We start from the raw sequence: 21,104 nt of genomic DNA, 5'->3' as shown, positions 1-21,104 counted from the left end.
TTTTCCTCCTTATGAAATTAGGTTTTTTATATGTGATCAAGGATGGTCCTTGGTACACCTAAACAATAAAAAGACAGACGCCTAAGGCTCTTATCACAAGATCCGATAGGGATTCGTTCCCAATTCCTATCGATCTGTTGCGCCTTAAAAACGTCCGTCTTTGTTTTTGGACATAAAAAGGCACAGATTATATGCATAACCTGTGCCATTAATATTCGTATGACAGAATGATTAAGGAGTTACTGGTTATGTGATGATATGAAATTGGCATTGCACAATGCTGGTACTCCATGAATTGTATACACTTTCATCATCACAAACCCTCCATTCATTTTTATTATTTATTCCATTAATAACCATACTACACGCCGAGAATTGTGTCAATATTATTTTTATTGATAATTTTCTATACACTATATGTTTTTCACCAATATAAGTGAACCACCATAGCAGAATTATTCCACAACTACAGCCGTACCGTAAGCAATAATTTCAGAAGCGTTTTGCATGACGGCCGAGGTTTCTAAACGAACGGCAATAACCGCATTTGCTCCTTTTTGAGAAGCTTCTTCCATCATACGATCAATCGCTTGTTTTCTTGCTTCCTCCATCAACTCACTGTATTCACTTATTTCTCCGCCAATAATGGTCTTAAGACCGGCAATGATATCTTTGCCAATATGCTTTGCTTGGACGGTGCTTCCCCTTACAAATCCTTTTAATTCTTTTACATCCTTACCTGGTACAAAATCGGTTGTCACTATAATCATGATCCCCTCTCCCCCGCCTTGAATTTTCTCCAAATCTTCTTTGCAAATATGAAATAGAAAATGAGTGGAAATGGACACTGAATCAATCCCCATATCCCCCAGAACCAATAGTTATGTCCGTTCTTACGGGCATCAAGAAACAGGTAAATGCTTTGAGTCAGAAGGATCGGAATGACAAGGGGTAAAATATAGAGCTCTTCTTTTGTCATATCCTTTTCACCTTTTTCGTGTATGTTATCGCAGTAAAAATCGAGGCTCCGACAAAGATGGCAACTTGAAGGAGAAGAAATAGAATTGGCATTTGAAATAATGTAAGGGAAAACACAGTCAGGATACAACAGGCCAGAAGAAGAAAGATGGTGATATCCCTCTTAAACCTGGCTTTCAGCTCAACTTGCCGGTCTTCTACTAATTGCTTAAACCACTGCAGGGACGGGATGCTCTCGTCAATGTCTTCATCGATTGACTGGAATCCGTCCTCCAGTAATTTCTTTAATTCATCGTTATGTTCCTGATGGTTGTTCATCTATTTTCAACTCCTTCCTCAGCCGGATGATCCCATGATGAACCCGCGATTTTACTGTCCCGGGTGGCACATCAGTCATTTGTCCAATCTCTTCATAGGAATAACCGTAGTAATGTTTCAGAATGATAGGGAGCCTGATATCCTCCGATAGTGTAGACAAGGCTGCCAGCACATCATTCCATTCTTCATTCTTTGACTCCATCTCCCATTTTAATTTTCTAACGTTCACTTCTTCATTTTGCCAGTTCTGTTCCCTTTTCTTTTTACGCTGAAGATCAATATAACGATTGGTTGCGATGGAAATGAGCCATGATGAGAATTTTGATTTCCCGTTGTATTGATGAATCTTCTCAACACATTTTGCCATTGTATCCTGTGCAAGCTCCTCTGCCTGATCCCGATTCATTGTCACTTTCATTAAGTACTTTACTAGAAAAGGATAATGTTCTTGAAAAAGAATGGCAAAGGCTTCGTGATTCCCTTTTTTCGCCCGTTTGATCAGATCTCTCTCTTCCATCCTTTACTGTCCTTTCTTTCCACCCCAGCCTGCGAGTTCATTTATAAGACGCACAAACAGGAAAAATCGTTCATAAAATCATTATACTTTTTTTGAAATACTTTCATTCTTTTCAAAGGCTCTTTTCTTAAAGTTTGTTGCTATTGTAGAGGAGAAAGTAATAGTTGATTTCCGCTGCAGGATGCTCGCTTTCCGCGGGGCTGGCGGTGAGCCTCCTCGGCTGCGCCTCCGGGGTCTCACCTGTCCAGCTACGGGGCTTAGGGGCTCGAGGTCATAAGCCAAGTCTGCCAAAAAGGCAAAGAGCGCCTTTCCGGCAGACTCGTCTTATGCTTGTCGCCCCTGGGCAAAGCCCCTCCGCTTTTCGTACTGTCCAGCTATTCCCGCAGGAGTCGAACCTCCTTCCGCTCCAATCAACTTTCTGAGCATGAATCCTAAATCTAAAACCATTTAAACAAGCTTTTTAGCAAACAATCTCTTTTAAGGTAAGTAGAAATGATTTTGTTTATAAGGAAAATCAATTATTTTTTCTAGTTTACATTGTATTCTTTCAAACCTTGAAGCTCTGTCATGATAATTCTGTTAAAGATGGTGAGGGGAACTGCGCAGACTCCTGCGGAAGTACGGTCGTGCCGAGACCCCGTTCGGCTAAGCTGAGGAGGCTCGGCCGAACGCTAGCTGCAAACGGAGCAGTTCCCCTCACCATCCAGCATAGACTGGTTGACAGAGGCCTGGCAGATTCTATATTAGATAACAACAATCTTTGCGAAAAGAGCCTTTTCAAAGTAAAAAAATAGCCCTCTATGAATAGTCATTTCCTATTCATAGAGGGTATTTCCTAGCCATTCAGAGCGGCAGGCTGAGCATTATTTTCCTCTTTCACATATTTAGGAAGGATGATGGTGTAGAAGATACCTACTATGATTAGACATCCACCGACGAGCCAGTAGAGCATTTCAACGGTTACGATGGTAGGGAATGTCAAGGCAATCACTCCCAGGGTAATGGATTGTGAGAGCATCATAAGAGGATTGATCCATCCTTGCACCCTGCCCATCATTTTTGGGTCGATGATGCTTGGCATCCATCCCCCGATGGCAATATTCACGAGGGGTAACCCCAGTGCAGCGAAAAAGATGATCGTGAGGAAGATCCAAGTCGCAGGCGCAAAAGATGCTGCGATGATAAACGTTCCGGAAATAACCAGCCCTGCAACTATCAACACATGAAATTTAAACTTCTGAGTAAGCATTGAAGAGAATATACTGCCAATCAATACACCGGCACCGAATGCGACACCTAATAAAATCGAATATTCTTCATAAGACTCTGGGGCTAATTTATATTTCAATATAAAAATAGGAATGACCGAGAATCCGCCGTTCACAATTCCAAATACGACAAACCCTCCAATTAAAGATAACAGCAGCTTGTGATTCAAGATATAGTTCATCCCGGCTTTAAAATCTGTATTCACAGACTGAATGTTCAAGTCTTTCCACGTATGCACGCCGTTTGGAAGACGAACCTCTTCTGGAATGATACATTTCCTGATTAAGATTGCAGAAATAACAAATGTAACAAAATCGACTGCAATTGCACCGTAGATCCCGGCCGTCCAGTATACGAAGATGGCTACAGCATTTCCAAGTAACATAAACAAGCTCATTACCATTTGATTCAAGCCGGCGGCCGTTGAATAATCATCTTTTGAAAGCACACCTTGCAGTATCCCCTGTTCAGCAGGAAAGAAGAACTTCTGTACACCGCTTCGCAGAAACAAAATCGTAAATATGAGGGGAAGCCAGCCAATAAAGATGGCCCCAAATAACAAAAGTGTAAGGAGCGCACTGATCGTATCACAGTGGTAGGCAATTTTCTGCCGGTCCATCCTGTCAGCGAATACTCCAACAAGAAAGAAGACAAGAAGAGTGGGTAATGAATACATCATTTCAGTCAGGGAAGCATACACAGGTTGCTCGGAGAAACGATCCAGCAGATAAAACATAAAGGCAGTCAATCCAATCACACTTCCCATATGCGAAGTGAAATTAGCAAAGAATAACTTTAGAAAAATAGGATTCTTAAAGATTTCAATCATTTTTTTCATGAATAACCGTCTCCTATCAATGATTAACTATCTTTATAATATAGGGAATTCCCGAAGAACATGAGGGTCTATTGGTGGTTTTTTCCTCCGTCTGTGGTCGGATGTGGGTCGAGAGATAGTCTCTCCGGGATAGCAAAAGATCAGTAGAAGACGTTTAGCCGTTATATCCAGAATTTCGCCGTTAAAATCGTTATCTGCTCAGCTGATCAAAAATTCTATTTCCAACAAAAAAATAGCCCAAAGCCACAAGGCTCAAAGCTATTTTAAAACCAAACATTCATTCAAACGTGCCCTTCACAATCGCTTCCCCCTTCTCTACCATCAACTTACCTTTGGCAAACACCGAGTTCACTTCAAGCGTATCCTTATCCAACAGCACCAGATCAGCGTCCTTCTCTACCTCAACATGACCTTTTTGCTTTAATTTCAGGATTTTGGCAGGATTTGATGTTATTACTTTAATCGCTGTTTCTAACGGGATGCCTTCTACCAATACAGCGTCCTTTACTTCCCTGTATAGGCTCGACACCTGACCAATTTGTAATCCGATCAGCTCGCCGTCCCCATCAAAATTAGGTAAGCTTGCTTGTCCATCCGAAGTGTATGTGATTTGCTCTACCGGTACACCTGCATCGAGCATGCGTTTTAGCGCTTTACTGCATTTCACCTCGCCATCTTCAAGAAACTGGGGAATGGTACTGGTCGTAAAGTCTACATAACCACCCCTTTGAGCGTATTGAATCCCTGCTTCAAACAGATGCGCATTTCGATTGATATGGGTTGGATAGAACTGTTTTATCGGAATATCCGTTGTATCGACTACTTCCTCGAGAAGTTTTAAGTGGTCATGACTATCCCCTACATGAACATTGACTATTCCCGATTTGCCGGACAACATGCCCCCGATGCGAGCAGCGGAAGCAATTTTCGTTAATTCGTTTACTGTGGGTTGAGATGAGCGATGGTCAGCAATCGCCACCTCACCTACTCCAATGATGCGGTCTACTAATATGATATCGTCCTCGATTTTGCCGGTAAGTGTTTTCAAGGGAACTTGGTAAGAACCGGTCTGGGCGTAGCAAGTGATACCCTCTTCTTCAAGTCCATTTGCTTTTGCTACAAGGCTCGCCATCGTTCTTGTCGTTCCATCTGTCCCAATCACACCAACAAGGGTCGTAATACCGGCAAGCGTGGCCTGTGTCAGTTGAATTTCCGGTGTTCTCGTACGAAAGCTGCCCTCGCCGCCTCCCCCCATAATATGTACGTGCGAATCTATAAATCCAGGTACAACATAGTTACCCGTAGCATCCACAATCTTTATATCCACAAATTGATGAGGAGGTTCAATCTTATCTTCAATAAAACCTATTTTATTATCTACTATCAATATATCCTTTTTCCCTAAATATTCTGGAGCATAAACTTCTCCGTTTTGAATTAATGTCAGCATGATGTTTGCTCCTTTCTTTTCTCTTACTCATATAATCACGCCGAACCTTACAGCGAAGGTTCGGCACTACAAATAAAATCAGAAACCGATGAGTGTTGCCGTAATCACAAAGATCGATGACAGAACGAATAGGATGAGCATGAATTTAATAATAAATTTAGCCCATATTCCCCAATCAACACGTGCTGCTCCAAGTGTACCAAGTAAAGCAGCGGAGGTCGGGACAATAATATTGGTCAGACCATCTCCTAATTGGAAGGCAAGGACAGCTACTTGACGTGAGACTCCGGCAATATCTGCAAGTGGAGCCATTAAAGGCATTGTTAGAGCGGCTTGACCGGAACCAGATACGACAAAGAAGTTGAATACTGACTGGAATACATACATGCACCAGGCAGAAATGGCTTCAGGGAAATCCCCGACCACTTGCCCTGCTCCATATAACATCGTATTTAATACAGATGGGGCGTCAGGTGAATCTCCACCAAGGATAATGACGATTCCTTTTGCCATACCTACAACTAAGGCAGCCGGCAATAAATCCTTTGCTCCGTTGATGAATCCATCTGCTATATCATCCCATGACATTCCATTCAATTTAAACAGGACGCCAATGATTCCTGCTACTAGTCCAATCGTAAAGAATTGGCTGGCAATCTCCGGAATATAGTAAGCGTGTTCCACCACTCCCCAAATGATCCAGGCAATACCTACTGCAACCGTTAATATGACAAGTGAATGACCCAAAGTAAATTTGGTATTTAGGTCTTGTACTCTGCCTTCTTTACGGAAGTATTCATCAGAATCGTAAGAAAGACTTCGTTTAGGTTCCTTGCGAATCGCTACAGCATATCTCCATGTATAAATGATTCCGACAAGTGTAAAGACAACCCACATAACAATACGGAAACCTGCTCCCGAAAGGACCGGTACACCTGAAACACCTTGTGCGATAGCTACGCCGAAAGGATTCATCCACGAAGTGGCAAAACCGATTTGAGTCGCCACGTAGGTGATCATGATTCCAGTGATGGCATCATACCCAATCGCAATCATGATCGGAACAAGAATCATGGCAAAGGCGATAGCCTCTTCCCCCATTCCGAACACGGCCCCCCCTAATGAGAACAAGAAGAACATAATCGGAATAATGAGAGATTCCTTTCCTTTGGTCCTCTCGATGACCTTCAGGATCCCTTCTTCAATGGCCCTTGTCTTCATGATGATACCAAATGCTCCACCAATTATTAAGATAAAGGCAACTACACCTACAGCGGACCCCCATTTATCCCCGGATACAAGACCTTCAAATACATAATTAAGAAATCCAATTCCGCCTCCCGGCTCGAAAAGACTGGTTCCTTCTCTAATCAGATTTCCATCATCATCCTTTAAATAACTAAAGGAATCAGGATTTAATACCGTTTTGGTTTGTTCTTCTCCATCCTGCATGAATGTGACTTCTTCAGTCGTGAATTGCCCCTTTGGTACGACATACGTTAAAATTGCGGCGGCAAGTACGACGAAAAACACGATAATGAATGTATGCGGCACCTTCCACGCCTTTTGTTCTTTCTCCATTTCTTTCCCCCCGTTTGACAGTATGATTTACTTCACGTAAATACATGCAAGTTCCATGCCAATCTATAATTATCTGAAAATACAAACTTCCGGTGCACTAATGGTTATTATCGGTTAAAATATACTTAACCATTAAACTATTTATAAACCAATTGGCTCTTTTCGTATAGTTTGTTGCTATTGTAGAGGAGAAAGTAATAGTTGATTTCCGCTCCAGGATGCTCGCTTTCCGCGGGGCTGGCGGTGAGCCTCCTCGGCTGCGCCTCCGGGGTCTCACCTGTCCAGCTATTCCCGCAGGAGTCGAGCATCCTTCCGCTCCAATCAACTTTCTGAGCATGTATCCTTAATGGAAATCAATAAAAACAAGGATTTTAGCAAGCAATCTCATTTATGGTAAGTAGAGATTGATCTTCCTTTTAAGAAAAAGAATATTTTTTCTCGTTACATTGTTTTCTTGCACACCTTGAAGCTCTGTCATGAAAATACTGTTTAAGATGGTGAGGGGAACTGCGCAGACTCCTGCGGAAGTACGGTCGTGTCGAGACCCCGGAAGCGAAGCTGAGGAGGCTCGGCCGAACGTCCGCGGAAAGCGGAGCAGTTCCCCTCACCATCCAGCATAAACCTGGTTGACAGAGCCCTCGCAGATTCTATGTTAGAAAACAACAATCTTTGCGAAAAGAGCCAACCAATTAAACCATAAGGGGGAAACGTATGAAACACGAATTAATTCTATTAGCTGGAACGAAGGAAACAGAAAGAGCTCTTAAGGAGCAATTACAATCCGTTTTCGGAGACCTGATCAATATTACGAGTTATGCATGTGATGAAGGAATTGCTACGTATTTCACCAACAAATTGATTGTTTATTCTTCTGCACTGATCGCACCCGAAGTGAAGGAATATATCGATTTCGATTCATGCACCATCATTAAAGCTCGTCGAACCGTCAATTACGAATACATAGATCGTATATTCGAATTACCTCCGGGAAAAAAGATACTATATGTGAATGATTTCATCGAAACAGCCAAAGAAGCAGTTTCTACCTTGAAACGGTTAGGAATAGATCATGTAGATTACATTCCATACTCGCCAACCAGAGACTACCCTGGACAAATCGACATTGCCATTTCACCAGGAGAAACGGCTAGCATCCCACCTTCGATTCCAACCAAGATTGATATCGGTGTACGCCTGATCGATTTGAATACCATTATGAAAATCATCTACCACTTTCAATTGTCGGAGCAGTTGACCTTTGATATCACCGATCGCTATACAAGAAAGATTATTGAGCTCAGTCAAAAGCTGGGTGCCATCAATCGAAAGGCGAAAACGTTAAATAAATTTTTAAATAAAGTAGTGGATGGCGTAAATGATGGGATCCTCGCATTTCAGGAAGACGGAGAAATTACCGTATTCAATGAAGTCCTTGAACGAATGGTTGGGATTACAGCTGCACATGCGAAAGGAAAAAAACTAAACAGGGTGTTCAAGAATATCGAGCTCAATCACTTTTTGACGTCGCAACAGGATGAAGATCAACAATATTTCACTCTCCGACAGCAGAATGTGATGGTCTATCGTTTCCGTTTGAAAACAGAGGGTGTCATCGTCGCAACATTTAAAGATATGGAAGAAACCATTGAGATGGAAAAGGTTCGAAGACGGGAGCTTCAGCGGATGGGGTATATCGCCAAATACACATTTGACAGTATACTGGGAAAAAGTGCACTTATTAATGAAACCAAGATGATCGCCAGAAAACTCGCACAAAGTGAACTTCCGGTTTTAATTTATGGTGAAACCGGTACTGGAAAAGAACTGTTCTCAAGTGCCATTCATAATGATTCGTCCCGAAAAAACAGTCCTTATCTTGCTGTAAACTGCAGCGCATTGCCTGAAGATTTATTAGAAAGTGAATTATTCGGCTATGAGGACGGAGCCTTCACCGGCGCAAAAAAGGGAGGAAAAAAGGGATTATTCGAACAAGCAGACGGGGGTACCCTGTTTCTGGATGAGATCGGTGATATTAGCCTAAAACTTCAAGCGAGGCTCCTTAGGGTTCTTCAGGAGATGGAGATCAGACGGATTGGTGGAAACAAGAACATTCCTGTTGATGTAAGGATCATTGCTGCTACAAACAGGGACCTCCAAACCTTAATAATAGAAGGAAGTTTTCGTGAAGATCTCTACCACCGCCTGAAGGTCCTATCAATGAAGCTGCCGAGCCTCCGGGATCGAAGCGAAGATATCCCCTTTCTCATCGATAATTTCCTCCGTATGGAACATAGCAAAATCACTACAATCGACATGAAGGTATTAGATGCATTGAAGAAAGCACCTTGGAGCGGCAATATCCGTGAACTTAAGAATACACTTCTTTACATGATCACCGTTGCAGAACAAAATCGGTTAACGATTCATCAATTACCGAAGAATGATAATAATTTCATCGAAAAGGAACATACTAAGGGTACCTTTTCCCTTCCTTCTATCACAATGTCTAAAACCGGGGAGTATGTAAATATCCTTACCGCTTTAGTTGAATTTTTCGAAGAAGGAAAGCGAGCCAGCAGACAAAAGATTTATTCTTCCCTGCAACGAAGCTCCACTCCTCTATCCGTTCAACAAATCAGGACAAGATTAAACGAACTCCAGGATCTTGGGTATGTATTGATCCAGAGAGGGAGAATTGGTACAGAAATAACCCATGAAGGATTAACCTGGTTAAATAATAATGTGGAGAAGGTTTCAACTATTCGTTGACAGGGTAACTTTACATTAACCGGTTAGAAATACAAAACATATTTCATTGATACGATAAGTCGAGGTGATTTTAATGGTACGTACAATCTTAATGGTCATTGGAGCAATTGTTGTCATTGGTTGGATTATCAGCATGCTTTAATAAATACCATTCAAATTAAACATTATTCCTGCTATTATATGAGTTTTAATCAAAGAGAAAGAGCAGAACGGATCTTCCCCCCGTTCTGCTCTTTCTTTCTGTTATAAAGCGATTGTTGAATCAATGCTCATTATTCAATTCATCGTTTTCCGGAAAAAGATTAAAAAACTTAATATTGGGTAAATAATAGATATCCTATTGATGAGGTGATTTTGATGTATAAACATATCTTGTTAGCTTACGATGAAACCGATGGAAGCAAGAAAGCATTGGATGAAGTGCAAAAATTAATAAAAGGTTCTATAGATACACAATTAACCGTACTCCATATATCAGATGAAAAGGTAGCTAATGAAAGTCATGACAACTATACCCCTACCCACGCGTTGGCAGATACGTCACCAGGGTTTGATAACAATTATATGGGGAATTTGTCAGTTTCACCAGACAACAAAGTTCATACTACGGAGGAAGAACGTCATGAAATTAAGACACCATCCTCTACACATCACTTTTTGAAAAATGCTAAAGAAAAACTTTCTCCTTACGGGATTGAAGCAAACTATATTCACCTATCCGGTTCAGAAGCAAAACGCATATGTGAATATGCCAAAGAAATCCAGGCAGACCTCGTAGTAGTCGGGAGCAGCCGTAAATCCGGCATGAAGAAATGGGTGCTTGGCAGCGTCAGTGAAAAAGTCACTCAAAACTGCGAAACCAGTGTCCTGGTCGTAAAATAAAGGAAACGAATGGAGGGACGGACCTATAATAGGTCCGTCCCTCCATTTACATATGTATTACTTACCATTTAATTCATCAAAACGTTTATGGGCATTATTCTCGTCAAAGCTGCTGTATATCCGATAGTCTTCAAAGTCTAAAATTCGGAAGTGCTGACTGAAAAGGTTTTGTTGAAGAATGTATTCATCATTCTTCTTTACATCTTTCCACCAGACCTTCCCGCCCAACGTTTTCTCCTTCCGATAATCAATGCCTTCCCGAGCAATGGTCTCTATGATTTCAAGGGGCTCCCCCCCAAGACTCGTGGTTAAGGTCTCACTATCTTTAAACAATGCGCAGATGGCAATGACCGCTGTCCAGCCGGCCATGACTCTGCCTTTTTCAATTTGAACAAGGGTTTTTTTTGATAATCCGATAATATTCGCCATCTTATCCTGTGTATAACCTGCCTCTGTTCGTATTAGCCTTAATTTATCTGAAATGATTAGAACGATCTCTTCTTTTGTCATCGATTCACACCTTATTTCTTTATAGTGTAATATTACACTAACCTTATTTCCATTTTCAAGAATATTTTAATGTTTTGATTAAACCCATCGATTTTTGTATCACGGCGTTTATTTTACTATACTTTAGCTAAATAATTGACGAATTCGGCTAAAACGGAGGGAAAAGCATGACAAAACGTATCATTGTCCTTATTAGGGAGGACCTTCGGATTCACGATCACCCAGCTCTCTATAGAGCTTCTCAAGAAGGAATGGTGATTCCTCTATATATCCTGGATGAAGGAACCTCTCACTGCCCCCCTGGAGAAGCCAGGAAGTGGTGGCTGCATCAGAATTTAGAGGCATTCCAGAGGTCGCTTCAATCTATTAACGGGCATCTTTGGGTAGATAGAGGAAAACTAGAAGATCTCCTCCCTCAATGGGTTCAGAAAACAAATGCACAAGGGGTTTACTGGAATAGAGTCTATGATCCAAGTGTTTATGAGCGGGATCTCACATTAGCCCGTTCTTTGTCCGCACAGGGAGTAGATGTTCAAACATTCGAAGGGACACTTCTTCTTCCGCCTTGGAAAATCAAAAAGGATGACGACACCCCTTATAAAGTGTACTCAGCTTTTTATAAATCATTAAGGAAGGAGGAAATCCCGAAACCTCTCCCATCAGTGAAGAAAGTAGAGGTCCCAGTCCTCGATTTGGATGGCCTATCCCTGGACGATTTAAATCTAATGCCCTCTATTCCCTGGTTTCACGTCATGGAAAGCATTTGGGACCCCGGCGAAAAAGCTGCTATTAAAAGGTATCATGCATTTGTTAAAAAAAGCATCAATGACTATTCTGAAGGAAGAGACTTCCCAGCAGAAGGTCACCACTCTACCTTATCCCCTTACTTAGCCCTTGGTGTCCTATCGGTAAGAAGTTTGTATCATTCACTCCTGAAAATAAAAGGTTCTCAAGTTGAACCATTTGTTAAACAATTAATTTGGAGAGACTTCTCCTACTCCGTTCTGCTTCATTTCCCGGAGTCCACCATTCGGCCTGTAAATGAGAAATTCAAGGATTTCCGATGGGAAAAGGAAAGGGATCATTTGGAAAAATGGACAAGAGGAGAGACAGGCTATCCAATCGTTGATGCTGGAATGAGAGAATTATGGGCAACGGGGTTCATGCACAACCGTGTCAGAATGATCGTTGCATCGTTCCTGACCAAGCATTTACTGATACATTGGCAAGAAGGCGCTAAGTGGTTTTTGAATACACTGATTGATGCAGACCTCGCCAATAATTCAATGGGATGGCAGTGGATCGCAGGCTCCGGCTTTGATTCAGCCCCCTACTTCCGAATCTTCAATCCAACCCTTCAAAGTGAAAAATTCGATAAAGAAGGCACCTATATCCGGAAGTGGGTTCCTGAATTAAAAGATGTTCCCAATAAACATATCCACAAACCATCAGATGCTTCCGTGGACATTCTGAAAGATGCGGGGGTCATCCTGGGAAAGCATTATCCCTATCCGATCGTGGACCATAAAGCCGCTAGGGAACGGGCATTAGAAAGATACCACGAAATAAAATGATAAAAAAAATCGAGTCTATCGCCTTTACACGCCATAGACTCGATTTAATATATGATTAAATTACGCCTCTCCTCTTTGTTCCTTAATTGTACGTTTCTTCTCGGATTCTGATACAAACAGAGCACACGCTGCATCTCCCGAGATATTGATGGAAGTCCTTGCCATATCAAGCAGGCGGTCAATCCCCAGAATTAATCCAATTCCTTCTACCGGCAGGTTTACACTGCTTAATACCATCGCAAGAAGGATCAATCCGACTCCAGGAACCCCTGCTGTACCAATACTGGCTAAGACAGCCGTAAGTACGACCGTAATCAGTTGTTCCATTGATAAATCAACACCATATACCTGAGCGATAAAGACGGTTGCAACCCCCTGCATGATCGCAGTACCATCCATGTTGATGGTAGCTCCCAATGGTTGAACGAAGGAGCTTACTGATTTCGATACGCCTAAACGCTGTTGGGCAACATCCATAGAGATGGGAAGAGTCGCGTTACTGCTTGATGTACTGAATCCTACGCTCATCGCAGGACTGAAATTTTTGAAGAACCAAAGCGGATTCTTTTTTGCCAGAAGGAGAATCGTTCCACCATAGGTTACGATGGCGTGAATGATCAATGCAGCAAGAACGACTACAAAGTAAAGCCACATCGCCTTCAATGCACTGAAACCCTGGCTTCCTATTGCTGAAGCGATTAATCCGAATGTTCCGTATGGAGCGAATTTCATCACAAGTGTCACAAGGTACATCATCAGGTCATTACCTTGTTCAACCAGCTTTAATATTCCTTTTGTTTTATCCCCTAAAGCTGTTAATCCAAACCCAATAAAGATGGCAAATGCAATGATTTGCAGCATATTTCCCTCTGTCATCGCCGTTAGTGGATTTTTTGGAATAATGTTCATGAGGGTCTCTCCAACAGGAGGAGCATCTTCCGTTTCAAAACCTTCTGATTGTGTTTTATCGATTCCCTCCACCAAACCGGGATCTATGACATAAGCCAGAGATAAACCGATTACGATGGCTATGCAGGTAGTCATTAAGAAGAATACAATAGTCTTCAACCCTATTCTCCCCAGTTTCTTAGGGTCACCCAGACCTGCAGATCCAAGAACGATGGATAGAAACACAATTGGTACAACAAGCATGCTGATTAGGTTAAGGAATATCTTCCCTAACGGAGTAAATAGATAAGGATCTAATATATCAAATATATCTTTAGCAAAAATATTAAGCAGTAATCCCACAATCGCCCCTAGTATTAAGGCAATAATAATCTTAGTTGTTAAATTAAATTTCATAGATGTACCTCCCCTATTGAATACAAAATAATTAAAAGATGTTTACCCTTAATTACTTTTAGCAAAACTATTTTTTTAATTTTTCTATCATCTCTTCCTGAACTGCCTTCCCATCCGTTTTTTTCGCTGCTTCTTCATTCTCCTTTTCCTATTATACTGATTTTTTTAATAATTGAAGAAGATTAATGGTGAATTAAAACATTTTTACTATGTTTCACTTCACACCCCACACAATATGTGGGAGTTGAATGATTCTATTTGACTACAGAACAACTTCCAAACTTTTCTTTTTTACATTTTATGATTAAACACTGAGTGATTGGGTAAATAGTAATAACAGCATGAAAATAGAAAGGAACATACCAAATATGAATAAAACAGTCTATTTTCTTTCAAGTAGTCAACAGCGCAGCTTGATAGCTGAAGGGTGGGCCGAGAAGCTTGATGTGTCAGATTGGTCATTCAAAAGTGCCGGATGTGTTGCTGAGAGTCGTGCTGAATTCAGCGTTTTAGCAATGAAAGAGTTATGTATTGACATCAGCTCATTCCCACTTACACGTCTTGAGATGAATGAACTTGGTAATGCTTCGGTTATTGTTGCGATTCAGGATACAGAATATGATGATAAGATCGAGATTCCATCTGAATTAGAAGATAAAGTCATCTATTGGAATTTGCCTAATCCAAGGAAGCGTTCTGCGACACTCATTGAAGAATGGGTACACTATCAAGAAATTTGTGATGAAATTGCCATGAGAGTGAAAGATTTGGAAAATCTTTTACCACAACTACATTAAGGGGACTGATTACAACTGATATTGTATTGTAATCAGTCCCTTTTTTTAGGTGAAATACTCCAACTTCGCTTTTGGAAAATGTTTTTCCATGTAGGCATACAGATGATCTTTCATTTCCTGCTCTTCGTCCTTCTGATAGATATACTTTCCGATCCCGTATTTACCCCATTTATATCGCCGTTCTTCCTCATTAAGTTCAAGCTTTGTCATCGGATAATTTTTCTCTATGACTCTTTTGGCCGGTTTGGTGAAACGATGTTGAATGAATTCAAAGGTTAAATCCTTTTTCGCTTCTTCCGGCAGATGTGCTTCCAAATGTTCAAACATTTGCTTATACCCTTCCTGCCATCCTTCATGGATATAGATTGGTGCCACAATGAATCCCAATGGATATCCAGCCCTCGCAACCTTCCCCGCAGCCTCAAGGCGCTTATCCAGAGGAGATGTACCAGGCTCAAAATTCTTAATCACATAATCGGCATTGATACTGAACCGGAACCTGGTTTTTCCATTATGCTTCGCATCAAGCAGATGGTCGACATGATGGAATTTCGTCACAAAACGAAGCTTGCCATGTTCGGATTCACCAAAATGCTCGATGGCTCGTTTTAGAGTATGAGTGAGATGATCGATCCCTACGATATCTGACGTACAAGCAGCTTCAAAGCGTGTGAATTCAGGAGCTCTTTCTGCTATATACTTGTCTGCCGACTCAAATATTTCATCCACATTCACATACGTTCGTATATATGGTTTACTCCCCATCGTTGTTTGCAGATAGCAATAATGGCAGTGCCCCATGCATCCTGTTGCAAATGGGATGGCATATTCAGCAGACGGTTTTGATGTATCAAACTTCAACGTTTTCCTCACTCCGACTACTAATGTGGATTTTGCAATCCGGTATTTCTGAAAATGGTTGTCCCCTGGCAAATTACGAACCTGATTATGCGATGTTGTGTACCTGATTTCAACATCCATTTTTTCAAACTTTTCTTTGAGCTCTTTACCCAGGGGATATTCCAAGGCATTCGGTTCAAAGTAGACCAATTGTGGCACGAACGGTTTAACCATGATTCATCCCTCCTACAGGTCTCCAAATGATTGAGTATAGGCTTGCTCCGCTTCAGCTTCTGAAGAATAAACGGCTATTTCATGTGTTAACGGATAATAGGTTTCATATAAAAATAATGCCAGTTCGTTCGGATTTTCCGGATCATGCACTACGGCAGCTTCCTGCACGTTCGCTACACTTTGCGTATGCGGATTTCGATAAATCACATAAACTACATCGCCTGCTTGATAAGGCATATATTGATCATTCAGTTCCATTCTTTTCACCTTTTTCCTAAACGTCATTACTATCATTTTTTGTTATCTCCCTGATAAATATGATGGTAAAAGATGTTTATAAAAAAACTTCTCCTGCACCAATGATGCAAGAGAAGAATGATTTAGGAAATCCCATAAAATTCAGTTGTATTCTTAAACAGCTGTTTATATACTTCTGCTTCTTTGATGCGTTTTATTTCGGCGATTTTTTCAATGGACCGATGCATGATCCCGGGGTGGGTCATCCTTCCCTGGAAGATGCCTTCAAAACGCCAAGGACCGTCCGTTTCTACCATAAGTCCTTCGATTGGGTACTTCTTAACAAGCTCCTGTATCTCCTTCTCATAAAGGACATCAGGGGTAATGGAGATGGAATAGCCATTTTTCTTCATTCTTTCAATGGTCTTTTCATCTCCCTTAAACCAATGAAAATGTGCTTTTTCTATGGAGTGTTTTTCTAACAGGTCACAAACGATCGGTGCATGCTCATACACTGCATGAAGGATAATCGGTTTGTTCACCCTCTTTGATTCAATAAAAAACTGTTCCAACAGATCGATATACGGCTCCACTTTAACATCAGGATCTTCTTTCATTCTATAATAAGGCAATCCAACTTCTCCAATCGCCACTATTTCCTGTTGATACAACTTAATGAATGCCAGAAGCTCTTCAACATCTCTTTTAGAAGGAAGTTCCTGCTCAGGATGGAACCCTGCAGCCGGTTTGATTCTTGCATCTCTTCTTGAGAGATCTAAATTTGTCCTGGTCGATTGAAGGTGGAACGATACAGATATGAGCGCTTCTACAGAATACAGTTCAAGTTCCTGCAGAATCTTATCACGTTCATATCCTTCATATAAATCCAAGTGAATATGGGCATCAATCAAGGCAGGTTTACACATATTGAGAAAGCTCCTCAAAAATGCCCGTTTTCCATTTCAAAAACTCCTCTGTTAAGAGAATATCTTTGTCGCGGGGACGGGGAAATGGTACTTCGAACTCCTTCTGCACCCTGGCTGGCCGGGTCGATAATACAATGATCCGGTCTGACAGGAACAGGGCTTCGTCGATATTATGAGTCACAAATAGAACGGAACTCAAGTCTTCCTCCCAAATGGAAAGGAGCCATTTCTGCATGTCCAACCGCGTGAATTCATCCAGGGCAGAAAAAGGCTCATCCAGGCATAAAAAGGATTGTGGACTGACAAGGGCACGAATGAACGCCACCCGCTGCTTCATCCCTCCGGATAAATCATCGGGATACGCATTCTCGTACCCCTTCAATCCCGCCCGTTCAATCATGCTCAATGCTTTATTCCTATCTCTCTTCCCATGTAACTCCTGACCAAGCATCACATTCTCGATTACGGTTCTCCATGGCAGGAGGGAAGGACTTTGCGGCATATAACTGATGGTCCCTCTTTGCCCATTTATCGATTTTCCATCTAATTGAATATCTCCTGAATCGGGTGTGAATAATCCACCGATTACGTGAAACAGCGTGCTCTTTCCGCTTCCTGAAGGACCAAGGATCGAGACAAACTCACCTTCTTTAACATGAATGGAAAGCTCATCGAGGATCAGCTCCCCATCAAAGTATTTAGACATATTTTGTATGGATAAGGTCGTCATGTTACCTGTCCTCCTTTCGATTCCACTTAATCATGATTTTTTCTAATAACAAAATGATTCCAAAGAATACAAGGCTTAAGAGCATAATCATAAATATGGCTACAAATACCCTGTCTGTCCTGAAGGAAGAAGATGCAAGAGTCATATAGACACCGATTCCTTTCTGTGCACCTAACCACTCTGAAATCACCGCCCCCATCACACTATAGGTAGCTGAAATTTTCAATCCTGAGAAGATGGAAGGAAGTGCATGCGGCCATTCAACCTTCCGAAAGATTTGACCTTTTGTGGCTCCCGACATTTTCATGTAAAGGATGTACTCTGAGTTTGTCTGTCTGAATCCATCCAATGCCGAGACCGCTACAGGAAAGAAACAAATCAAGGTAATGACAATGATTTTCGGCAATAGTCCAAATCCAAACCAGATAACAAGTAAAGGTGCCAGAACGATAATCGGAATATTTTGAGACAAAATCATTAGTGGATATATCGCTTCTCTTACTTTAGGCAGAGTGTGCAGACCAACTGCTGTCCCGATTCCAATCGTACATCCAATCATAAACCCTCCGATTGTAAGGAGAGTGGTCGATGCAAGATGTCCTGTAAACGTGGACCATGAGGCGACTCCTTCTGCCCATATCTCTGAAGGTGAAGGCATTAACCATGCAGGTACCTCAAATACTCTAATGGTGACTTCCCAAATGATGAATAAAAGGATGAGGACCAAGAAGGGTCTCCATCCTTTTGATAGCCATGCTTTCATCCTTTATACTTCTCCGTTAATTGATTCATTTCAATCCCTGCAGGCTGATATAAAACCTTGATTTGAGAAATGACGTTTGAGCTCCCCATTTCGATCATTCGTTCATTCATTTGTTCAATCACCTTAAATAAGTCAGTCAGATCCCCTTCCATTGTCGTTTCTAATGGATGGACTTCATAACGGACACCAGATTTATCAATGATCGCGATCGCTTCATCCACGTAAGGTATAACATCTTCACCATTTTTCGTCTTCGGAATAATTTGTATGCTTACGAGTGCGTTCCCCATTTTGTTCACCTCTTATTTTGGTAGGAATTCGTTTGTGAATGCTTTTTTACTGTCCAGTTCCTTATCTAATAAATCATTATCATACATCCATGAAGCATAGTTTTCCCAAACCTCCAGCTTCTGCTCTCCCCATCTGTCAGCGTCATCCTTGTATTTAGGAGCAAGCCATTCCTGACTCTTCATGACTAATTCCTTATCTAGATCCGGAGCTGCATCTAATAGGACCTTACCGGCCCCTTCAGGATCGTCGATCGCAAACTGATAGCCTTTTGAAGAAGCTGATAAAAAAGCTTTAACCGTATCAGGGTCTTTTTCAATCATCTTTTCATTCGTCGTCAGTACAGGGGTGTAATAATCCAGTTTTTCAGAATAATCCTTAACGTACATCATATTCAAATCCTCACCACGAAGCTCTGCTTCAATACCTGTCCATCCATAGTAGATCCAAGCAAAGTCAACATCCCGTTTCACAGCAGTAAAGAAATCTGTATCACCCATATTTACAAAATCCACTTTCTCTACATCAGCATTTTCTTGTTTCATAATCGACGTCATGACTGCTTTTTCTACAGGTGATCCCCATCCTCCATAACTTTTCCCTTCAAAATCCTTTGGAGTCGTTATACCCTTATCCTTAGGTGAAGCAAACCCGGATGTATTATGCTGTATGACCGCAGCGATAGATACGAGTGGCACGTCCTGAACCCTTGCTTGCGTGACACTTTCCTGATATCCGACTCCGAACTCAGCTTTACCCGAGGCAACGAGTTGATCTGCCCCTGCCTCACCGGGTAAGATGATATCCACATCCAGCCCCTGCTCTTCAAAGTATCCTTTTTCTTTCGCAACGTATAATCCAGTGTGATTGGTATTCGGTGTCCAGTCCAGTACAACCGTAACCTTTTTAAGACCTTCTTTCTGTTCTGATGCATTTCCTCCACCACTGCAAGCAGTTAAAAGAAAGACAGAACAGATAATATACATCCACTTTTTCATCATGTTTCCTCCTCAAATCCTTGTATGTAGTTGTAACGTTTATACTTATTCTTCACTCAGTTTAGAGAATGAATGTAAAACACCTAAGAACGTTAGGACACAACAACAAAAAAAGCGCCCCAAGCTTCAGCGAGGGACGCATCGTTAAACATGATTATGTAATGTTTAAGAGAATGTTTCCTACGCTGGTATCAGCCAGTTCAGGTTCAAAGGGTCAGTATCTGTCAGGATACAATCTCAACCGGCCACACCGGTCCCCCTACACTTGTACTATGAAATTAAACGTTATCTCCTTCCCTACTTTGCCACAGAAAAGGTGGATATTCAAGCATTTCCTCTTAAATAAATTCACAATTGAAAGGCCCGTTCATAATCACCGGAATTTACCAGCCTGTTAATGAACGGGATGTATGTAGATACGACTTGTGAATATCCTTTTTGATCGTAAAAGAACGTGTATTGAAGAAGAAAGATAATGACTAAAAATGGCATCAGTTCCTTTTCTTCTTGAGTTAAAGTACCATCGCTCTGATAGCCCCCCATAAAGGCATGAATACATTCAACTTGCCCACCCTCGCCCTGCAGAACCTGGTCTTTAAGCATCCCTGCGAGAAAGTAACAGACATCTGTTATGCGGGGTGCCTTTCGTATCCTCTCGAAATCTATGAGTCCTGTCACCCTTTCTTCTTTGATGAGGATATTACGTGGATGACAGTCGCTATGGACGAGTTGATGGGGCAATTTGCTATAGGAAAAAGACCATCCATTCAGCCTTCCAAGAAACCCTGCACTCAACCTTTCTATCAATGTTGAATCCTGCCCTCCTATCCACTCTCTCATATGCGTTTCGATTTCCCACTCCTTCACCTCGTTTTTACAGACGTAATTTCTTAGCCTGTCATGGAGTTGGGATAGGTAGTTTCCCACCATTTTCAAAGAAGCTAAGGAATAGACTTGTACTGGTAGTCCTTCCAGAGCTTGATACAAGGAGTAGAAAACTAGATGCTGTCGTACATACGGCTGTTGTGAGACAGTTAACAGCGGCCTTTCAACAGTAATTCCCTTTTCCAGCAAAAAAGAAGTTAAGAGCAGCTCCTCTATGCGCTTATCCACTGAAGAGTTCAATCTCTTTTTTAAATAAAATGTCTTCTCCCGACTCCTCACCTTATAAACATTCGGATGACTTTCCATCGTCTCTATGGAGGAAGGATGAACCTTCCAGTTCAATAATAGATCTTGAAGAGGTTCAATCATTTTTAATTCCTTTCCAAACATAGTAATATACCTTTAGTATGACTAT

21 protein-coding genes and 1 riboswitch are annotated in these 21,104 nt (G+C 41.5%); of the genes, 4 read left to right on the top strand and 17 right to left on the bottom strand.

Going from position 1 to position 21,104, the window contains the following annotated elements:
- Positions 1-455: 455 nt before the first annotated feature.
- The 7 genes from ACQKFO_RS17115 to yfcC form a co-directional block, all read right to left on the bottom strand.
- Positions 456-770 carry a YbjQ family protein gene (locus ACQKFO_RS17115; RefSeq protein WP_427600080.1) on the bottom strand — a complete coding sequence of 105 codons (315 nt, stop codon included), beginning with the start codon at positions 768-770 and terminating at the stop codon, positions 456-458.
- A complete protein-coding gene (locus ACQKFO_RS17110) occupies positions 767-979 on the bottom strand; it encodes a sigmaY antisigma factor component (protein WP_427600079.1) in 213 nt (70 codons plus the stop codon). The genes ACQKFO_RS17115 and ACQKFO_RS17110 overlap by 4 nt, the downstream gene beginning before the upstream one ends.
- Positions 976-1,296 carry a YxlC family protein gene (locus ACQKFO_RS17105; protein ID WP_427600078.1) on the bottom strand — a complete coding sequence of 107 codons (321 nt, stop codon included), beginning with the start codon at positions 1,294-1,296 and terminating at the stop codon, positions 976-978. Before ACQKFO_RS17105 ends, ACQKFO_RS17110 begins: the two co-directional genes overlap by 4 nt.
- On the bottom strand, positions 1,274-1,813 hold the full coding sequence (sigY, locus tag ACQKFO_RS17100) for an RNA polymerase sigma factor SigY (protein ID WP_427600077.1): 540 nt from the start codon (positions 1,811-1,813) through the stop codon (positions 1,274-1,276). The genes ACQKFO_RS17105 and sigY overlap by 23 nt, the downstream gene beginning before the upstream one ends.
- Positions 1,814-2,648: 835 nt before the next feature.
- The gene (locus ACQKFO_RS17095) at positions 2,649-3,920 is read right to left on the bottom strand and encodes an MFS transporter (protein WP_427600076.1); all 1,272 of its coding nucleotides are present in this window, start codon (positions 3,918-3,920) and stop codon (positions 2,649-2,651) included.
- Between the two features lie 277 nt (positions 3,921-4,197).
- Positions 4,198-5,370 (bottom strand): beta-aspartyl-peptidase, encoded by a 1,173-nt coding sequence (iadA, locus tag ACQKFO_RS17090; RefSeq protein ID WP_427600075.1) that lies wholly within the window; start codon positions 5,368-5,370, stop codon positions 4,198-4,200.
- A gap of 78 nt (positions 5,371-5,448) precedes the next feature.
- Positions 5,449-6,951, bottom strand: a complete 1,503-nt coding sequence (gene yfcC, locus ACQKFO_RS17085) for a putative basic amino acid antiporter YfcC (protein WP_427600074.1) — start codon at positions 6,949-6,951, stop codon at positions 5,449-5,451.
- 711 nt (positions 6,952-7,662) lie between these two features.
- Between yfcC and ACQKFO_RS17080 the strand changes: the two genes are divergently transcribed.
- Together ACQKFO_RS17080 and ACQKFO_RS17075 are read left to right on the top strand one after the other, a co-directional pair.
- A complete protein-coding gene (locus ACQKFO_RS17080; protein ID WP_427600073.1) occupies positions 7,663-9,720 on the top strand; it encodes a sigma-54 interaction domain-containing protein in 2,058 nt (685 codons plus the stop codon).
- A 357-nt stretch (positions 9,721-10,077) separates the two neighbouring features.
- Positions 10,078-10,602, top strand: a complete 525-nt coding sequence (locus ACQKFO_RS17075) for a universal stress protein (protein ID WP_427600072.1) — start codon at positions 10,078-10,080, stop codon at positions 10,600-10,602.
- Between the two features lie 57 nt (positions 10,603-10,659).
- Here ACQKFO_RS17075 and ACQKFO_RS17070 read toward each other — a convergent pair whose 3' ends face one another.
- On the bottom strand, positions 10,660-11,112 hold the full coding sequence (locus ACQKFO_RS17070) for a helix-turn-helix transcriptional regulator (protein ID WP_427600071.1): 453 nt from the start codon (positions 11,110-11,112) through the stop codon (positions 10,660-10,662).
- Positions 11,113-11,279: 167 nt separating this feature from the next.
- Between ACQKFO_RS17070 and ACQKFO_RS17065 the strand changes: the two genes are divergently transcribed.
- On the top strand, positions 11,280-12,686 hold the full coding sequence (locus tag ACQKFO_RS17065; RefSeq protein ID WP_427600070.1) for a cryptochrome/photolyase family protein: 1,407 nt from the start codon (positions 11,280-11,282) through the stop codon (positions 12,684-12,686).
- 60 nt (positions 12,687-12,746) lie between these two features.
- On the opposite strand, the gene ACQKFO_RS17060 is transcribed toward ACQKFO_RS17065, so the two are convergent.
- Complete coding sequence (locus tag ACQKFO_RS17060; RefSeq protein ID WP_427600069.1) at positions 12,747-13,991, bottom strand: dicarboxylate/amino acid:cation symporter; 1,245 nt, start codon at positions 13,989-13,991, stop codon at positions 12,747-12,749.
- 368 nt (positions 13,992-14,359) lie between these two features.
- Between ACQKFO_RS17060 and ACQKFO_RS17055 the strand changes: the two genes are divergently transcribed.
- Positions 14,360-14,788, top strand: coding sequence for a phosphatase (locus tag ACQKFO_RS17055; protein WP_427600068.1), 429 nt, complete (start codon positions 14,360-14,362; stop codon positions 14,786-14,788).
- A 45-nt stretch (positions 14,789-14,833) separates the two neighbouring features.
- Here ACQKFO_RS17055 and splB read toward each other — a convergent pair whose 3' ends face one another.
- From splB to ACQKFO_RS17015, 8 genes are all read right to left on the bottom strand, one after another.
- Positions 14,834-15,862: a spore photoproduct lyase gene (gene splB, locus ACQKFO_RS17050; RefSeq protein ID WP_427600067.1), complete on the bottom strand. Its 1,029-nt coding sequence runs from the start codon at positions 15,860-15,862 to the stop codon at positions 14,834-14,836.
- A 12-nt stretch (positions 15,863-15,874) separates the two neighbouring features.
- Positions 15,875-16,120 (bottom strand): transcriptional regulator SplA domain-containing protein, encoded by a 246-nt coding sequence (locus ACQKFO_RS17045; protein ID WP_044337840.1) that lies wholly within the window; start codon positions 16,118-16,120, stop codon positions 15,875-15,877.
- Between the two features lie 122 nt (positions 16,121-16,242).
- Positions 16,243-17,025 carry a TatD family hydrolase gene (locus ACQKFO_RS17040; protein ID WP_427600066.1) on the bottom strand — a complete coding sequence of 261 codons (783 nt, stop codon included), beginning with the start codon at positions 17,023-17,025 and terminating at the stop codon, positions 16,243-16,245.
- Positions 17,018-17,755, bottom strand: coding sequence for an ABC transporter ATP-binding protein (locus tag ACQKFO_RS17035; protein ID WP_427600065.1), 738 nt, complete (start codon positions 17,753-17,755; stop codon positions 17,018-17,020). Before ACQKFO_RS17035 ends, ACQKFO_RS17040 begins: the two co-directional genes overlap by 8 nt.
- Before the next feature lies 1 nt (position 17,756).
- Positions 17,757-18,518, bottom strand: a complete 762-nt coding sequence (locus ACQKFO_RS17030) for an ABC transporter permease (protein ID WP_427600064.1) — start codon at positions 18,516-18,518, stop codon at positions 17,757-17,759.
- Positions 18,515-18,808, bottom strand: coding sequence for a thiamine-binding protein (locus ACQKFO_RS17025; RefSeq protein WP_427600063.1), 294 nt, complete (start codon positions 18,806-18,808; stop codon positions 18,515-18,517). Before ACQKFO_RS17025 ends, ACQKFO_RS17030 begins: the two co-directional genes overlap by 4 nt.
- 12 nt (positions 18,809-18,820) lie before the next feature.
- Positions 18,821-19,804: an ABC transporter substrate-binding protein gene (locus tag ACQKFO_RS17020; protein ID WP_427600062.1), complete on the bottom strand. Its 984-nt coding sequence runs from the start codon at positions 19,802-19,804 to the stop codon at positions 18,821-18,823.
- Positions 19,805-19,964: 160 nt separating this feature from the next.
- Positions 19,965-20,075, bottom strand: a riboswitch (TPP riboswitch).
- 77 nt (positions 20,076-20,152) lie between these two features.
- On the bottom strand, positions 20,153-21,079 hold the full coding sequence (locus tag ACQKFO_RS17015; RefSeq protein ID WP_427600061.1) for a phosphotransferase enzyme family protein: 927 nt from the start codon (positions 21,077-21,079) through the stop codon (positions 20,153-20,155).
- Positions 21,080-21,104 lie beyond the last annotated feature (25 nt).

This window comes from Rossellomorea sp. NPDC071047, assembly GCF_050270195.1.
GTDB lineage: Bacteria > Bacillota > Bacilli > Bacillales > Bacillaceae_B > Rossellomorea.
The sequence above is the reverse complement of the archived record's forward strand: the minus strand, read 5'-3'. Positions and strand labels throughout refer to the sequence as shown.

What these genes read in the sequence shown, in the direction of transcription:
- ACQKFO_RS17115 (WP_427600080.1), bottom strand. Translation starts at nt 770, where the DNA reads ATGATTATAGTGACAACCGATTTTGTACCAGGTAAGGATGTAAAAGAA.
- ACQKFO_RS17110 (WP_427600079.1), bottom strand. Translation starts at nt 979, where the DNA reads ATGACAAAAGAAGAGCTCTATATTTTACCCCTTGTCATTCCGATCCTT.
- ACQKFO_RS17105 (WP_427600078.1), bottom strand. Translation starts at nt 1,296, where the DNA reads ATGAACAACCATCAGGAACATAACGATGAATTAAAGAAATTACTGGAG.
- sigY (WP_427600077.1), bottom strand. Translation starts at nt 1,813, where the DNA reads ATGGAAGAGAGAGATCTGATCAAACGGGCGAAAAAAGGGAATCACGAA.
- ACQKFO_RS17095 (WP_427600076.1), bottom strand. Translation starts at nt 3,920, where the DNA reads ATGAAAAAAATGATTGAAATCTTTAAGAATCCTATTTTTCTAAAGTTA.
- iadA (WP_427600075.1), bottom strand. Translation starts at nt 5,370, where the DNA reads ATGCTGACATTAATTCAAAACGGAGAAGTTTATGCTCCAGAATATTTA.
- yfcC (WP_427600074.1), bottom strand. Translation starts at nt 6,951, where the DNA reads ATGGAGAAAGAACAAAAGGCGTGGAAGGTGCCGCATACATTCATTATC.
- ACQKFO_RS17080 (WP_427600073.1), top strand. Translation starts at nt 7,663, where the DNA reads ATGAAACACGAATTAATTCTATTAGCTGGAACGAAGGAAACAGAAAGA.
- ACQKFO_RS17075 (WP_427600072.1), top strand. Translation starts at nt 10,078, where the DNA reads ATGTATAAACATATCTTGTTAGCTTACGATGAAACCGATGGAAGCAAG.
- ACQKFO_RS17070 (WP_427600071.1), bottom strand. Translation starts at nt 11,112, where the DNA reads ATGACAAAAGAAGAGATCGTTCTAATCATTTCAGATAAATTAAGGCTA.
- ACQKFO_RS17065 (WP_427600070.1), top strand. Translation starts at nt 11,280, where the DNA reads ATGACAAAACGTATCATTGTCCTTATTAGGGAGGACCTTCGGATTCAC.
- ACQKFO_RS17060 (WP_427600069.1), bottom strand. Translation starts at nt 13,991, where the DNA reads ATGAAATTTAATTTAACAACTAAGATTATTATTGCCTTAATACTAGGG.
- ACQKFO_RS17055 (WP_427600068.1), top strand. Translation starts at nt 14,360, where the DNA reads ATGAATAAAACAGTCTATTTTCTTTCAAGTAGTCAACAGCGCAGCTTG.
- splB (WP_427600067.1), bottom strand. Translation starts at nt 15,862, where the DNA reads ATGGTTAAACCGTTCGTGCCACAATTGGTCTACTTTGAACCGAATGCC.
- ACQKFO_RS17045 (WP_044337840.1), bottom strand. Translation starts at nt 16,120, where the DNA reads ATGGAACTGAATGATCAATATATGCCTTATCAAGCAGGCGATGTAGTT.
- ACQKFO_RS17040 (WP_427600066.1), bottom strand. Translation starts at nt 17,025, where the DNA reads ATGTGTAAACCTGCCTTGATTGATGCCCATATTCACTTGGATTTATAT.
- ACQKFO_RS17035 (WP_427600065.1), bottom strand. Translation starts at nt 17,755, where the DNA reads ATGACGACCTTATCCATACAAAATATGTCTAAATACTTTGATGGGGAG.
- ACQKFO_RS17030 (WP_427600064.1), bottom strand. Translation starts at nt 18,518, where the DNA reads ATGAAAGCATGGCTATCAAAAGGATGGAGACCCTTCTTGGTCCTCATC.
- ACQKFO_RS17025 (WP_427600063.1), bottom strand. Translation starts at nt 18,808, where the DNA reads ATGGGGAACGCACTCGTAAGCATACAAATTATTCCGAAGACGAAAAAT.
- ACQKFO_RS17020 (WP_427600062.1), bottom strand. Translation starts at nt 19,804, where the DNA reads ATGAAAAAGTGGATGTATATTATCTGTTCTGTCTTTCTTTTAACTGCT.
- ACQKFO_RS17015 (WP_427600061.1), bottom strand. Translation starts at nt 21,079, where the DNA reads ATGTTTGGAAAGGAATTAAAAATGATTGAACCTCTTCAAGATCTATTA.